Annotated in this window: 14 protein-coding genes; 10 read left to right on the plus strand and 4 right to left on the minus strand. The window is 42.7% G+C overall.

Annotated features, from left to right (window positions below; translation table 11 throughout):
• Positions 1 to 26: 26 nt before the first annotated feature.
• The 3 genes from DPF90_RS03270 to DPF90_RS03280 all read right to left on the minus strand — a co-directional run bounded on the left by DPF90_RS03270 (position 27) and on the right by DPF90_RS03280 (position 3,592).
• Positions 27 to 1,388: an L-serine ammonia-lyase gene (locus DPF90_RS03270; RefSeq protein ID WP_114784646.1), complete on the minus strand. Its 1,362-nt coding sequence runs from the start codon at positions 1,386 to 1,388 to the stop codon at positions 27 to 29.
• 91 nt (positions 1,389 to 1,479) lie between these two features.
• Complete coding sequence (locus DPF90_RS03275) at positions 1,480 to 2,733, minus strand: aromatic amino acid transport family protein (RefSeq protein ID WP_114784648.1); 1,254 nt, start codon at positions 2,731 to 2,733, stop codon at positions 1,480 to 1,482.
• Positions 2,734 to 2,986: 253 nt separating this feature from the next.
• Positions 2,987 to 3,592, minus strand: coding sequence for a CoA pyrophosphatase (locus tag DPF90_RS03280; RefSeq protein WP_114784650.1), 606 nt, complete (start codon positions 3,590 to 3,592; stop codon positions 2,987 to 2,989).
• Positions 3,593 to 3,676: 84 nt separating this feature from the next.
• On the opposite strand from DPF90_RS03280, the gene DPF90_RS03285 reads away from it, so the two are divergent.
• The gene (locus tag DPF90_RS03285; RefSeq protein ID WP_114784653.1) at positions 3,677 to 4,219 is read left to right on the plus strand and encodes a heme NO-binding domain-containing protein; all 543 of its coding nucleotides are present in this window, start codon (positions 3,677 to 3,679) and stop codon (positions 4,217 to 4,219) included.
• Positions 4,220 to 4,223: 4 nt separating this feature from the next.
• The gene (locus tag DPF90_RS03290; RefSeq protein ID WP_114784655.1) at positions 4,224 to 5,918 is read left to right on the plus strand and encodes an ATP-binding protein; all 1,695 of its coding nucleotides are present in this window, start codon (positions 4,224 to 4,226) and stop codon (positions 5,916 to 5,918) included.
• Positions 5,919 to 5,928: 10 nt separating this feature from the next.
• Here DPF90_RS03290 and pabB read toward each other — a convergent pair whose 3' ends face one another.
• Positions 5,929 to 7,299: an aminodeoxychorismate synthase component I gene (pabB, locus tag DPF90_RS03295; RefSeq protein WP_114784657.1), complete on the minus strand. Its 1,371-nt coding sequence runs from the start codon at positions 7,297 to 7,299 to the stop codon at positions 5,929 to 5,931.
• A gap of 205 nt (positions 7,300 to 7,504) precedes the next feature.
• Here pabB and DPF90_RS03300 point away from each other — a divergent pair, with 205 nt between their 5' ends.
• The 8 genes from DPF90_RS03300 (at position 7,505) to DPF90_RS03335 (ending at position 15,164) form a co-directional block, all read left to right on the plus strand.
• On the plus strand, positions 7,505 to 9,025 hold the full coding sequence (locus tag DPF90_RS03300) for a fumarate hydratase (RefSeq protein WP_114784659.1): 1,521 nt from the start codon (positions 7,505 to 7,507) through the stop codon (positions 9,023 to 9,025).
• A 119-nt stretch (positions 9,026 to 9,144) separates the two neighbouring features.
• Positions 9,145 to 9,330 (plus strand): hypothetical protein, encoded by a 186-nt coding sequence (locus tag DPF90_RS03305; RefSeq protein ID WP_114784661.1) that lies wholly within the window; start codon positions 9,145 to 9,147, stop codon positions 9,328 to 9,330.
• Positions 9,331 to 9,449: 119 nt separating this feature from the next.
• Entirely contained in the window at positions 9,450 to 10,826 is a 1,377-nt protein-coding gene (locus DPF90_RS03310; RefSeq protein ID WP_114784663.1) for a YcjX family GTP-binding protein, read from the plus strand.
• Positions 10,823 to 11,869, plus strand: a complete 1,047-nt coding sequence (locus tag DPF90_RS03315) for a YcjF family protein (RefSeq protein ID WP_114784665.1) — start codon at positions 10,823 to 10,825, stop codon at positions 11,867 to 11,869. Before DPF90_RS03310 ends, DPF90_RS03315 begins: the two co-directional genes overlap by 4 nt.
• A 102-nt stretch (positions 11,870 to 11,971) precedes the next feature.
• On the plus strand, positions 11,972 to 13,516 hold the full coding sequence (gene tyrR / locus DPF90_RS03320) for a transcriptional regulator TyrR (protein ID WP_114784667.1): 1,545 nt from the start codon (positions 11,972 to 11,974) through the stop codon (positions 13,514 to 13,516).
• A complete protein-coding gene (rimJ, locus tag DPF90_RS03325) occupies positions 13,516 to 14,094 on the plus strand; it encodes a ribosomal protein S5-alanine N-acetyltransferase (protein WP_114784669.1) in 579 nt (192 codons plus the stop codon). Before tyrR ends, rimJ begins: the two co-directional genes overlap by 1 nt.
• Positions 14,091 to 14,678 carry an HD domain-containing protein gene (locus tag DPF90_RS03330; protein ID WP_114784671.1) on the plus strand — a complete coding sequence of 196 codons (588 nt, stop codon included), beginning with the start codon at positions 14,091 to 14,093 and terminating at the stop codon, positions 14,676 to 14,678. The genes rimJ and DPF90_RS03330 overlap by 4 nt, the downstream gene beginning before the upstream one ends.
• A 12-nt stretch (positions 14,679 to 14,690) precedes the next feature.
• Positions 14,691 to 15,164, plus strand: a complete 474-nt coding sequence (locus DPF90_RS03335; RefSeq protein WP_114784673.1) for a DUF2947 domain-containing protein — start codon at positions 14,691 to 14,693, stop codon at positions 15,162 to 15,164.
• Positions 15,165 to 15,216 lie beyond the last annotated feature (52 nt).

Consider the following 15,216-nt stretch of genomic DNA (forward strand, 5'->3'; position numbering starts at 1 on the left):
GAGGCCTTTTTCACTAGCCTAATCTTTTAACAAATTACTTTCACAGCCAGGCCACCTTGGGATGTTTCGCGGTATTTGGCATTCATATCCTTGCCTGTTTCAAGCATGGTTTCTATAACTTTATCGAGTGAAACAGTCGGTGCGGATGAACGGCGTAGTGCCATTCGCGAAGAGTTAATTGCTTTCACTGCTGCAATCCCATTACGCTCGATGCAAGGAACTTGAACTTGACCCGCTACGGGATCGCACGTTAGCCCTAAGTTATGCTCCATTGCAATTTCTGCAGCCATACATACCTGCTCAGGATTCCCTCCCATCAGCTCAGCTAAACCAGCGGCTGCCATTGAGCAGGCTACCCCCACTTCTCCTTGACATCCTACTTCAGCACCCGATATTGAAGCGTTTCGCTTATACAAGCCACCAATAGCACCTGATGCCGCAAAGTAGCGAAGGTAATCTTTCTCAGTTACCGTCTGGATAAACTTATCATAATAGGCGAGAACGGATGGAATTATGCCACAAGCACCATTGGTGGGAGCTGTCACAACGCGACCGCCTGCTGCATTCTCTTCGTTGACAGCGAAAGCGAACATGTTTACCCAATCAACCACTGACATTGGGTCATTGGTCGTTTTTTCTGAAGTTAGTAGCTGCTGAAGCAAAGCTGCAGCACGGCGAGGCACACGCAAGGGGCCAGGAAGAATTCCTTCCGTGTTCATACCGCGATCCATACACTCACGCATTGTTTTCCAGATGTTGGCAAAGTATGTGCGTGTTTCTTCTTCTGAATGCAACGCTGCTTGGTTTTTCATCACTAAAGTGCTGATTGATAATCCGCTTTCTTTACATTGATTTACCAACTCTTCAGCGGTGGTAAATTCATAAGGTGCTTTGACTGCGCTTTGCTGTTCTTTGCCGAAGTTTTCCTCGTCAACAATGAAGCCGCCTCCTATTGAATAATAGGTTTTTGAGTATACATTTTCATTCTCTACCCAAGCATGGATCTGCATGCCATTTTCATGCAATTCAAGATTGGTTTTATGGAAGGTCATCCCACCTTCTTTTGGAAACGAAACAGTATGACAATGCATGCCCACAGGAAGACGCTCTGTCTCCTCAACTCTTGAAATAAAACCAGGAATAGAGTCAATATCGACTTTTTCGGGAGTATTGCCAGCAAGACCCATGATAATTGCAATATCAGTGTGGTGACCTTTCCCTGTCAGTGATAGCGAACCATAAACGTCGACGGTAATTTTAGTGATATCACGCAATTTTCCCATTGAACGTAAATCATCAATAAATTCTTTACCCGCTTTCATCGGACCTACAGTGTGTGAACTTGAAGGACCAACACCGATTTTATAGATGTCGAAAACACTAATCATATCGATTTCCTCAAAACAAAACCTCCCTATGCAGTGGGAGGTTTTTTATTATCATTATATTTTTACAAAACCACGTATCTAAGAAATGTGGTTAAAACGCGCCGTAGATTACAGAAGTAATAGCAGCAAGGCCACAGATTGTTGTGAAAATCTGCACTGGCGCAGAAGTTTTGTATTTTGCCATGGCTGGTACTTTTTGCATGGCAATTACAGGCATCAAAAACAAGATTGCCGCAATCATAGGAGCACCCATAGTTTCTATCATATCTAGGATGCTTGGGTTAACAATTGCAACTATCCAAGTGGTAATGACAATAAAGACCAAAGAGCCCTTTTCAACAACGCTTACGGGTGCTTTGGAACGTGACTTGATTAAACCCACAAGGCCTTCATGAGCGCCAAGGAAATGCCCAAAATAGCTTGATGTGATGGCAGCAAATGCCACCAGAGGCCCTAAATAGGAGATAAGCGGCGATTCATGAGCGTTTGCAAGGTATGACAATACCGAGATGTTTTGTTCTTTTGCCATCGCTAATTGCTCTGGTGAAAGTGATAGAACCACAGAGAAAACGAAGAACATAACAAAGCCCATAAGCATTATCGCTGCGCCACCAGTAATCGCGTCAGTTTTTCTTACCGCATCATCGCCGTGTTGACATCTTTGTTCTTTAGCAAATTGTGAAATGATAGGGCTATGATTGAATGAAAATACAATGATTGGGATCGCAAGCCATACAACAGCGGGCATAGCCGACCAATTAGGTGTAACCTCGATCATAGAGCTATTCCAATCTGGAATTAGGTAGACAGATAGAGCAAGCAGAATAAATACTAGGGGATAAACCATTGCGGAAGTTGCTCGAAGCATTAATTCTTTACCGAATACAACTCCTGCCGTCATCGTTGTAATCAGGGCTCCAGAGAGCAACCACCTAGGAATAGATTCCATCCCAATTTGATTGACTAGGAACGAGTCTACGGTGTTGGTGATTCCGACACCGTAAATGAGAACGATAGGATAAATAGCAAAAAAATAAGCGAAAGTAATAAGGTTGGCACCCGCTTTACCAAAGTGCTCTTCGACAGTGTCAGTAATATCCGCGTTTGGATTTTTTGCAGAAAGTACAAAGCGGGCAAGGGATTTGTGGGCAAACCAAGTCATTGGTGCAGCAATGAGCGCGAGGATAACCAATGGCCAAAAGCCTCCGGCCCCTGCCTTTATTGGCAAAAATAATACGCCAGCACCCACTGCAGTGCCAAAAAGTGACAGACACCAAGTGAAGTCTTTGTAAGTAAACTTACTAGACGAATGTGCGGAATAATCTGCAGAACTTGTAGGATTCATTTTATAATACTCATTTTGGGAACAGGAAATAAGTTGGGGGCAATTTTGCATGAAATATTGCACAAAAAATAGATGTAAATCATGAATTAAATCGACTAATAACTACATATGTTAAAAACAAGGATTTGTTCACGAAATCTATAGTTTTTTTCATGATTTTTATTAATCAACTTCATAATAAAAACTAATGTAGACTATTGGATTGTTCTTGGATTTTGGTCATCAGTCTTCTGAAGAGAAGCGCGTTCAGCTGTTAACTGTGTATTATGTGATTTTGCAATGCATGGATGATCTGAGCAGTCATACCCCAAATAAAATAGTTTTCGTAGGAAAGGCCAAATACACGATGAGAATGGTCGCGTACACGGAAACGTTCACTATGGAGCTGGTGTCTATCTAGAACGACCGATGCTGGGACTTCAAATACTTCATCAACTTCATTGAGGTCAATATTGGTATTGTAGTCTGGTGCTACAAAAGCCAGAAACGGTGTGACTTTGAAGTGACTGATGGTGATAAGCTCTGGCATCTGGCCGAAAATAGTAATTTCGCGCTCCTGTATTCCAACCTCTTCGTAGGTCTCTCGCAGCGCAGTCTGTAGCAGGGAGTTGTCACTTTCCTCATATTTTCCTCCCGGAAAACTTATCTGCCCTGGATGATGCTTAAGATGTTGTGCTCTTCTAGTGAATATAATGTTAAGACCTGTGCTTCGCTCGACAAAACCTATTAAAACGGAGGCCTTGCGTAATGACCTACGTGGTATATGGGCAACTCTTTTCACTGTCTCTTGGTGATAGTCGACAGTTTGCTGCAATTGGAAGTTTTGAATGATTTGATTTTTATTGAGCTCTGACAACACGTTAGCTCTACCTCCTTAGTTGAAAAACTAAATGTTATGACTCATGCTTGAATGATAACTTCACTTCTAAGGATAGCCCACTCTATGAAAGGAATCATCTTCACAGAATTTATGGATTTGGTCGAAGAAAAATTTGGTTTAGACGCGCTTGATCAGCTGTTGGCTGACGCGGGTGATGAGGGCGTTTATACTGCTGTAGGCAGTTATGACCACAAAGACTTGGTACGTTTAATCGTGCAACTCAGTAAGCAAACTGGTATCTCTGCTGAAGAATTACAGAGGGTATTTGGCCAGTCAGTATTTGATAATCTGTATCAATCCTTACCAGAAAAGAACAGTTTACAAGGGTGTAAAAACTCGATTCAATTCATTCGTTTGGTTGAAGATTATATTCATGTCGAGGTGAAAAAGCTGTATCAAGAAGCCAATCCGCCTCGGTTTGAGTTTATTTCCGAAAATGAAACAGAAGTGGTTTTTGATTATAAAAGTGCTCGTTGTATGTCCCATGTTTGTTTGGGCCTGATTGAAGGCTGCGCGAATCATTATGGTGAAGAGGTTGATATAGTTATGCACAACAATGATCAAAGCGGTAATGATGTGCGATTTAAGGTTGCTGTTGTAGGGTAAATGGATGGCTAGCCAAGGTGCAATAGAACGAAAGCTTGCAAGAGAGATAGCGGCGCGCAAACAGGCTGAATTGTTACTCGAGCAAAAAAGTCTCGAATTGTACGAAGCCAATGAGCAGCTGAATCTAGTATTGAGTGAGCTCAAAAGGCAAACTCATATTGATTTGCATAAACTTCAATTTGAAGAGCATATTAACGAGACACTTCTCTATTTTGGCCGTGCATTCTTAGGGCGTACCCTAGATGACGGCTTATTGTCTAATCTTCTTGAACGCTTGGATACATCGTCTGCACTGCGACATTCAGGCATCTTTCTGGCTTGTGAAACGGTTTTGACAGTTAAAGCAAACCAGTTTGGTTCTTCCAACACAAAGAGCACTGAAACCATCAAGCCTTTTGCCGTTTGGCAAGAGGCCCAGCTCTCATTACCATTAGAAGTTGATCATCAAATAGTGGGAGAGCTGTCAGTCGAGGTCGTTGACCAAGACATAGATGCAGAGTTTATCGTTAGCCAGTTGCGCTTAATCGCCGATTTATTATGCAGTGCGATCAATAGACAAATTATATTAACGAGTAATCAGCAGGCGAGGGCCAGAGCGGAAGAGTCAGAAAAGGCAACCAAAGAGTTTGTTGCCATGATTAACCATGAATTACGAACGCCATTAAATGGCCTATTAGGTAGTGCTGAGTTGCTTTCAGACACCCCTCTCGATGAAGAGCAGCGAACCTTTCTTAGTAATCTTACTCACTCTGGAGAGCTTCTTCGTCACATCATCAACGATATTCTCGATTTCAGTAAGATGAGTGCAGGGATGATGCAACTCATACCCTCACAGTTTGCGCTCGCCGACCTTACCGGTATGCTAGACAGTGTTTTTGTAAATAGAGCGCTTGATAAGGGTATTAATTTTCATATTGATTGTTCTAAGAAAGTCCCAGCCAATTTGGAGGGTGACTTTGATCGTTTATGCCAAATCCTAATTAATGTGATTGGTAATGCTATCAAGTTTACGATAGAAGGCGGTGTTAACGTTGCTATTGAGTGGAAGAGTGGCAATCTTAATGTACAAGTTAAAGATACGGGGCTTGGTATACCCAAGGAAGCACAAGCGCTTTTGTTCAATCCCTTTGTTCAAGCTGACCGAACTGCCAAACGTAAGTTTGAAGGTACGGGATTAGGTCTTGCGATTTGTAAAAACTTGGTCGAGTTAATGGATGGCGAAATTGGGTTTAGTAGCCAAGAGGGAGTCGGTACTCAGTTTTATATTGTCATACCGCTTAACATTCCTAAAGTACAACAAAAACAACACAAGAATCACACGGAAAAAGTCGAAAAGCAGCTGGATACATTATCCATTCTAGTGGTGGATGATATTCGAATGAACCAAGTTATATTCAATCAAATGATGCGAAAAATTTCGATAGTTCCTGATATCGCTAATAATGGTAAAGAAGCGATAAATTCGGTGTCAGAACGAGACTACGATATTATTTTTATGGATTGTCGGATGCCTGAAATGGATGGATTTGAAGCCACTGAGTTCTTGCGCGAACAAAAATACACCAAACCCATTATTGCACTTACTGCTGGCACGACTCTAGAAGAACGAGAGAAGTGCATCCAGAGCGGTATGGATGACATATTAAGCAAACCCTATACCGCGAAAGAACTGAGGTCGATGATTGAAAAATGGGCCTAGGTTTTCTTTGCTAATGGGTTTTTAATATAGGTAAAATTCTGCAAAGTTTGTCCAGCGTTTCCTGATATTCAGAGCAGCTTTTGCTGTCTGCTACCAGCCCGCCTCCAGCCCAAACATAGATTTTATTACTTTCTGCAACAAGCGTGCGTATGGTGATACTGGTATCCATTTTACCATGGCGGCTGATGTAGCCTATGCTGCCGCAATAAGCATTTCGACGATGTGGCTCGAGCTCTTCTATGATTTCCATTGCCCTAATTTTGGGCGCGCCTGTGATAGATCCGCCCGGAAAGCAGGCGCGCAATAAATCTGCTGTTGAATAGTCATCGCGCAGCTCAGCTCGAATTGTACTGACTAGGTGATGCACGGCAGGAAAGCTTTCAATATCGAACAATTTGGGTACATGGACAGTACCGGGTTTCGCCACTTTTCCAATATCATTTCTTAGCAAATCTACAATCATAAGATTTTCAGCTTGATCCTTTTCTGCAATGGCAAGCTCATTGGCTTGAGCTGAATCTGCTTGAATACATGCATGGCGCGGACGCGTGCCTTTAATTGGCTTAGTCTCTATTTTGCGATCACTAAGTTGGATGAAGCGCTCTGGAGATACACTTAAAATGGCACTTTTGTCTATGCGAATAAAAGCGGAGAAGGGCGCTTGATTAAATCGTTCTAGCGTTTGGTAAGCTTGCCATTCACAGCCGGTATATTCTGCTTTGAAGCGTTGTGCTAGGTTAATTTGATAGCAATCTCCTGAGTGTAGATAGTCTTTGACTCTTGAAAAACGCTCCACATACTCTTGCTTTGTCATATTTGACTGCCATTCAGACGTTAGCACAAAGTCTTGATCTAGCCTGGGATCTTGGCTGATGAGCCATCCATAGTGTGTATCGACATTTTCGCCCACAACAAAAGCTGTCTTGTTTTGATGATCCAAGATGACAGCCCAGCTGTATATCCCTACGGCCATCTCCGGTGTTGCCAAATCTTGCTGGGCGATTTGTGCTAGCTGCTCGACTCTGCGCCCAAGATCGTAAGAGAAATATCCTAGCGCACCTCCAATAAAAGGCAGCTCCCCTTGATAGTCAAGTTTTGGTAACCATTGGTCTTGCTGTTGTTCGAGTAGTTGAAATGGGTCTTGATCGGATTCGAATTGACCCTCGGGGTGAATTACCAGAGTGGTTTGTCCTGAGGTAATGATTTTGACTAAAGGTGCGGCGACTAAAATATCAAACCGGCTATCCACATGTTCACGAGAAGCTGAGCGAAGTAACATTGCCCATGGCAGGGAGGCTACCTTATTGAAAAGCTCTAGTGATAAATCTGAGTGATAGTTAAGAGGCTTGATTTGTAGGCAATTTGACGTCTTTTGATTCATTTGTTTTTTTTGTGACAAAGAGATGGTTCACTGCATAGCAAGAGAAGTAAAGCAAGAGTATCATACTGCGACCTATCGCCGCTACAATGACGTTTATAATAACAAGATGGTCTCAGCTCAACTAAACTTGTGGTCAGAAGCAAGAATGTAAGCTGAACTATACACAGCGGCATCAAAAGGAAGCATAACTATAACGAGGCATGCAATGACGGTAATTCGCAAGCAGGATGTGATCAGCAGTGTCGCTGATGCACTTCAATATATTTCTTACTATCACCCTCTAGACTTTGTTCAAGCCCTTGAAAAAGCCTACAACAAAGAGGAGAGCCAAGCGGCCAAAGACGCTATTGCTCAGATTCTAATCAACTCTCGCATGTCTGCAGAAGGCCATCGACCAATTTGTCAAGACACAGGTATTGTTACCTGCTTTGTCAATATTGGTATGGGCGTCCAATGGGACAGCACAGACATGACAGTCCAGCAGATGGTGGATGAAGGTGTGCGACAAGCCTATAACAATCCTGACAACCCTCTGAGAGCGTCAATTCTATTAGACCCAGCTGGAAAACGAATTAATACCAAAGATAACACGCCAGCTGTTGTTCATATTTCAATGGTGCCTGGCAATACAGTTGAGATACAGATTGCAGCGAAAGGTGGCGGTTCTGAAAACAAAACCAAGATGGTCATGCTTAACCCATCCGATGATATTGCAGAATGGGTCGAAAAAACCTTGCCAACGATGGGAGCTGGCTGGTGTCCACCGGGAATGTTGGGCATAGGTATTGGCGGCACTGCTGAAAAAGCGGCAGTATTGGCTAAAGAATCTTTGATGGAACATATTGATATTCAGGAACTTATTGACCGCGGTCCTCAAAATACCGAAGAAGAGCTTCGTTTGGATATCTTTAATCGTGTCAATAAGTTAGGTATAGGTGCACAGGGTCTGGGTGGTTTAACGACTGTGGTTGACGTCAAAATCAAAACAGCACCTACTCATGCGGCGTCAAAGCCTGTTTGTCTTATTCCAAACTGTGCGGCGACTCGTCATGTGCACTTCACGCTTGACGGCTCAGGCCCAGCAGAGCTAACACCTCCTAAGTTAGAAGATTGGCCAAAAATCACTTGGGAAGCGGGAGAAAACACGCGTCGAGTTAATCTAGACACAGTGACCAAAGCGGACGTTGAACAATGGAAAACAGGTGAAACCGTCCTGCTTTCCGGTAAGATCCTAACGGGTCGAGACGCAGCGCATAAGCGTATTCAAGGTATGCTTGAAAGCGGTGAAGGACTACCAAAAGGTGTGGATCTCAAAGGCAAGTTTATCTATTACGTTGGCCCTGTAGATGCAGTGGGTGATGAAGTTGTTGGCCCTGCTGGCCCTACAACCTCCACCCGCATGGATAAGTTTACTGACATGATGTTGGAAGAAACGGGCATTATGGGCATGATAGGTAAGGCCGAGCGAGGCCCTGCTACCGTTGAATCGATCAAAAAGCACAAGGCTGTTTATTTAATGGCTGTCGGTGGTGCAGCTTATCTTGTCGCGAAAGCGGTGAAAAAAGCCAAAGTTGTCGCATTTGAAGATCTCGGTATGGAAGCGATTTATGAATTTGAAGTCGAGGATATGCCAGTCACGGTTGCTGTTGACTCTAATGGTGCCAATGCCCATCAAATCGGTCCAGATACCTGGAAAGTTAAGATTCAAGAAATGGAATCTCAGTAAAGGTTGCCATCATACCTGATTTTAATCATATTAGGTGTACAACGAGTTATAGGGTGTAGCTTAGCTGCACCTTTTTTATTTGGTATCTTTGATAACTCGACACGACTTAAGGAATATCAATGCCTCGATTTATCCGAATTTTGCAAACCATTATTGCTGTACTTATTGGCTGTTTCGTCGGCTATGACATGATTTTTTATGGGGTGAGTGTCTTTGACCAAAAATATGTACGTTTAACTCTGGTGTTATTTGTTCTATTAGAATTAGCTTTGTTTGTTATCTATAAGCTTACAGCAGACGATTAAGTATCATCTCCTACCATTTATACATAACTTCAATGATTTAGGCTCTTACTCCCTTCGTTCATTTCTGGTTAAGATAAATAGACGTATGATATTGAAGAGTTTAAATGAAGAGGCCCTGAATGAAGCAATTACCCCGCGAATTGAATAAGTTCATTAGTCGCAGTATCGATTCCCATGTTCGTATTGCTGTGACGGGTTTATCCCGAGCTGGTAAAACGGCTTTTATCAGCTCTTTAGTCAATCAGTTACAGCATGTTTCCACCCATGACAATCTTCCACTACTCACTTCGGCTAGAGACCAGCGCTTAATTGGATCAAAACGAGAGCCCCAAATAAATATGATGGTGCCAAGGTTTGCCTATGATGAAGCGATTGAACAGGTTTTTGCACAGCCTTCTTCTTGGCCAGAGCCAACTCGTGATGTTAGTGAAATTCGTTTGGCACTAAAGTTCAAATCGACAAAAAGAACCAAAAACTTGCTTGGTAGTACTTCTATACTCCATCTTGATATTGTGGATTATCCTGGTGAGTGGTTGTTGGATTTACCTTTGTTGAATATGAATTTTCATCAGTGGTCGCAAACTCAATTTACTGCACTTAAAGGTCAACGTAGCGAATTAGCCAAAGATTGGCTTGCTATGCTTGAGTCATTATCCTTGTCGTCCCAAGCGAATGAAAAGTCACTTGAGGAAATATCAAAATCTTATACTGAATATCTACATCAATGCAAAGACTCTGGTTTACATTGGGTACAGCCTGGTCGTTTTGTTCTGCCGGGGGAACTGGATGGTGCACCAGTACTACAATTTTTCCCTTGTCAATATGATGAAGAGGATAAGATCCCTAAGGACTCAAACTTGGCAATGTTGATCACGCGTTATCAAGAATATCAACAGAAGGTAGTAAAAGCTTTTTATAAACACCACTTTTCTACCTTTGACCGCCAAATTGTTTTAGTGGATTGCTTACAGCCTCTCAATGCTGGTAATGAATCATTTCTTGATATGCGTCAGGCGATAGAGCAAATAATGCATAGCTTTAAGTATGGTCGGAGCAATATCCTCAAACGTCTTTTTGCGCCCAAAATCGATAAAATACTGTTTGCCGCGACTAAAGCCGATCATGTCACTCCAGAGCAACACCCTAATTTAGTTTCATTACTGCAGCAGATGGTCTACCCAGCTTGGCAAACCGCGGCATACGACAATATTGAGATGAGTTGTATCGCCATGGCATCAATACAAGCTACACAGAGCGGCTTTATTAGCCAGAGTGGCGAGTCAATGCCTGCAATTCAAGGCGTGACCAACGATGGAGAGACATTAACCGTATTCCCAGGAGAGGTTCCCCAAAAGTTACCCAGCTCCGATTTTTGGCAGGGCAACGAGTTCAATTTTTATTCTTTTCGGCCTATGCCTAAATCTGAGGATGAACCCTTGCCGCATATACGTATGGACAAAGCGCTAGAGTATTTGATTGGAGATAAGCTTAAATGAAAGATTCTCATAACAAGTTGAAAACACAGCGCATCTATACCCAAGTCTTAGAAGAAAAACCAGAGGTTGGCGAGGATGAGCTCACCTCTCAACGCCAATTTGACGACAAAGATACTTTTGTTGTGGCGAAAGCGACATCAGAAGATGTTGGTGATCATATTGAAAAGACTATTGAACAGGTGATTCGCCCGCCAAAGAAAAGACGCTTCTTGTTGAGAGGACTGCTTGGGGCTTTTACTGCGTTACTCGCTTGGCAATCGGTTGATACCTTGCATAATGCGATTCAAACAGATGATTGGTTGTCGGTTGCATGGATTGGATTTATAGCAACCCTTGCCAGTATAGGCTTGGTAGCCTTGTGCAAAGAGTTGTGGGCTCTGAAAAAGCTTCGTCATCAATTTAGCGTAAAAGATAAAATCGAGACACTAGTTACTAATGACAGTGTGGGGCAAGGAAAAGCATTTTGTGAGTCTCTAGCCACAGAGGCGGGTATTAGATTGACCAGTCAAAGTTATCAGAGGTGGCAAAAAAGTGTCAATCCTTCACACAGTGACTCAGAAATTATTGATATGTATGACGCCATTGTCGTATCAGAGCTGGATAAAAAAGCCACCAAAATAGTGACTAAATATTCAACTGAGTCCGCAACGCTTGTCGCGATAAGCCCTTTAGCGATTGCGGACATGTTACTCGTTGCATGGCGTAGTTTTAAGATGGTTGAGAGTTTAGCTCAGGTCTACGGTGTCCAACTTGGTTATTTGTCTCGGCTAAAGCTGTTTAAGTCAATCCTAATCAATATGGCTTTCGTCGGTGTGAGTGAACTTGCCATTGATGCCAGTATGGATTTGCTTTCTATGGATCTTGCAGCAAAAGTATCGGCGAGAGCAGGACAAGGGCTCGGAGTTGGTATTCTGACTGCAAGGGTAGGACTAAAAGCGATGTCCTTGCTTCGGCCAACACCTTGGTATTCAGGAAGACAAGTAAAGCTTGGTGCTATTCGTAAACATGTTGTGGAAAAAATCGCCGCTCTAACAATCAAATAGCGTGATTGTGAAGCTGGTAATGCTGCTTTACTTGACGAGAAAATTTGCTTGGGGGAAACTACTGTCAACTTTTCCTGACACCTTAGACTAGGGACTTTCTCAGTGCGTTTAGAAGTAATATGTGAAGATAGACTCGGCCTTACCCGTGAGCTATTAGATATTCTGGCTTCCAGAAATATTGATTTACGAGGCATTGAAATTGATACCACTGGTATTATTTATCTGAATTGCCCAGATATTGATTTTGATACCTTTAGTGAATTGATGGCAGAAATTCGCCGGATCACAGGTGTAAAAGATGTGCGAAAAATTCAGTTTATGCCCATGGAGAGACATAACACCGAGCTGATATCTCTTCTCAATAGCTTACCAGAGCCAGTTCTTGCTATTGATATGAAAGGCCATGTTGATATGGCAAACCACGCAGCCTTGAGTTTGTTCAATTGCGAGCAGGAAGAGATGATTGGTCACCCAATCGTGAGCTTATTGCCCAACTTCAACTTTTCAAATTGGACCGAAGGCAAAATAACACGTCATCGAGAAGATGTTGTGATTGGTGGTCTAGATTATTCCATGGAAGTCATGCCTGTATACATCACTGCTGAATCCAATGAATCTGTTTTAGCAAGTACAGTGATGATCATTCGATCAAATCAAGAAAAACCTATGTTGGTGGATTCTCTACCCATTCATAATAACTTAGGCTTTGAGCATTTTGTTGGGGTTTCTAACCGACATAAAGCCCTCATGGGTCAAGCTAAGAAGCTTTGTGTATTGGATCAGCCGTTACTTATCCAAGGGGAAACGGGAACCGGCAAGGAAATGCTCGCTAGAGCATGCCACAATCGTTCACACCGAGCTGCAGCGCCATTTTTGGTATTGAGCTGCGCGTCCATGCCTGATGATGTCGCGGAGACGGAACTGTTTGGTCACGCGCCTGGTTCATTCAATCATGAACAGGGACATAAAGGTATTTTTGAGCAAGCAGATGGCGGTACGGTATTTCTTGATGAAATTGGTGAGATGAGCCCTCATCTACAAATCAAGCTTCTCAGATTACTCCAAGACGGAACGTTCCGAAGAGTCGGTGCGGAGCAAGAGATCCATGTTGATGTTCGCGTGATAGCATCAACCCGGCACAACCTAGGTGAGCTGGCTGAGTCTAAATCATTTCGCGAAGACTTATTCTATCGCCTCAATGTGTTGACTTTGAACATTCCTGCTTTACGCGAGAGGCCAAATGATATTGCGCCATTACTTGACCTATTTGTGTCAAAGTACGTCAAGCAGTTGGGCGTTAAAAAGCCTGATCTTAGTGAAAATTTGGTTGACCAACTGGTGAGTTATCAATGGCCAGGTAACATGCGTCAACTGGAAAATATGGTGCTACGAGCCTTGACCGAGCTTGATTCAACAACTTTGACTGTGGATTTATTTCACCTTCCTCAACTAGATAACGCTATTGCGACAGGTCCGACGATTAATTTGGATGGCTCACTAGATGAAATCATGAAGGATTATGAATCTCAAGTATTGGAACGTTTATATCAGTCTTTTCCATCTAGTCGAAAACTTGCAAAGAGGCTCAATGTTTCTCATACCTCGGTGGCTAACAAATTGCGTGAATACGGGATAAGAAAGAGCTGATGGAACGAGTAAGTACCCCTAGAAATGTTTATGAGCAAGATGAGAGTATCATCCTGCGCACTGCGGAGCCGACTGACGGTAAACTGATAACGGATTATTTCATTGCAAATAAAGACTTCCTCAAGCCATGGGAGCCAAGCAGAGAAGAGGCTTTTTATTCTGAAGCGGGCTGGACGAAAAGACTTATTAAGCTTCATGAACTTCATCGGATGGGCCTAGGCTACTATTTGATCATTTTAGATAGTGAATCGGGTGAAATGATGGGAACCGTCTCTTTTAGTAATGTATCCCGCTTTCCATTTCATGCGTGTAATTTAGGTTACTCCTTAGCCGAGAATGCTCAAGGTAAAGGCGTCATGACTAGGGCGATGCGATTGGCAATAAAATACATGTTTTCTATACAAAATGTTCATAGGATAATGGCGGCTTACCTTCCTCGAAATCATAAAAGTGAAGCAACGTTAATGCGCCTTGGATTTAAAAAAGAAGGCATGGCAAAAGACTATTTGCTCATAGATGGAGTGTGGGAAGACCATATTTTAAGTTCATTAGTTAATGACAATTGGACAGCGACGTGAATCGTATAGAAAAGCAGTTATCTTTGATCATGGAACTGGACCAACTGAAATCGGTATTAAGGCGAGCACGGGTAAAAAGTGCGGATGATCGGTTAGAAAATAGCGCAGAGCATAGCTGGCATGTCGCTCTCATGGCCATTTTGATGCAAGAACATGCCAATAAACCTGTGGATATTGCGCGAGTTGTTAAAATGTTACTGCTCCACGATATCGTCGAGATAGATGCTGGTGACACTTTTGCCTATGATACTCAAGCCATTGAGTCGCAAAAGGATAAGGAATTGGCAGCAGCTAAGCGACTTTTTAATATGTTACCTGTAGATCAAAGTGAAGAATTGCTTAGTCTTTGGTGCGAATTTGAAGATGCAAAATCAGCCGATGCTAAGTTTGCTAAAGCGCTTGATAGGTTGATCCCAATGCTGTTGAATTACCACAATGGCGGAAAAGGCTGGTTAGAGCACCAAGTGACGAGTTCCCAAGCATTGACTGTAAATCGCAAAATTGAAAGTGGTTCCCACGTTTTATGGGAGCAAGCAAAGAAAATAATTCATGATGCCACCGAGAAAGGGTGGCTGAAAGCCTAACAAGGAATACGAATGTCATATCTTCCTTTGGACGAATACCAAAGAAAATGGATTTTTACTCATCACTCCATGCCTGTTTCTGAGCAGGATTTGGAATCCATAAAACCTATGACACAAGCTCGCTCTTCTCAGCTTTGGAAGGAAAATATCAGTGCTCATAGCCCTGATGCGGAGCGTCTTAGCTCTTCTGATTGGCCTATGAAAGAGACGAACTGGAAAGAAACATTAGATTGGATGGTTTCTTGGGAATCGGATCATGATGTTTTACCTATCGGTGTCGAGGAATTTCTTGATTGGCAAGATGACGTAACGATTTACTTTTGCTACGAAAAGTACAACGTCATTGAAACTAAATGGTCGGTGTTCAAACGGTATTGGAAAAACTTTCTGTTTTATGATGATGGCCCTATTTTGATCGGCCGCCGACGCAAAGAAGCGCTATGGTTTGATAGCAAAGGTAATGTAAAACTCGGATGGCGCAAGTAAATGCGTTAATAATTGCTCTTGCAACAAAGCCCGCTATTAAAGCGGGCTTTGT

Source organism: Vibrio tetraodonis (assembly GCF_003350295.1).
GTDB lineage: Bacteria > Pseudomonadota > Gammaproteobacteria > Enterobacterales > Vibrionaceae > Vibrio > Vibrio tetraodonis.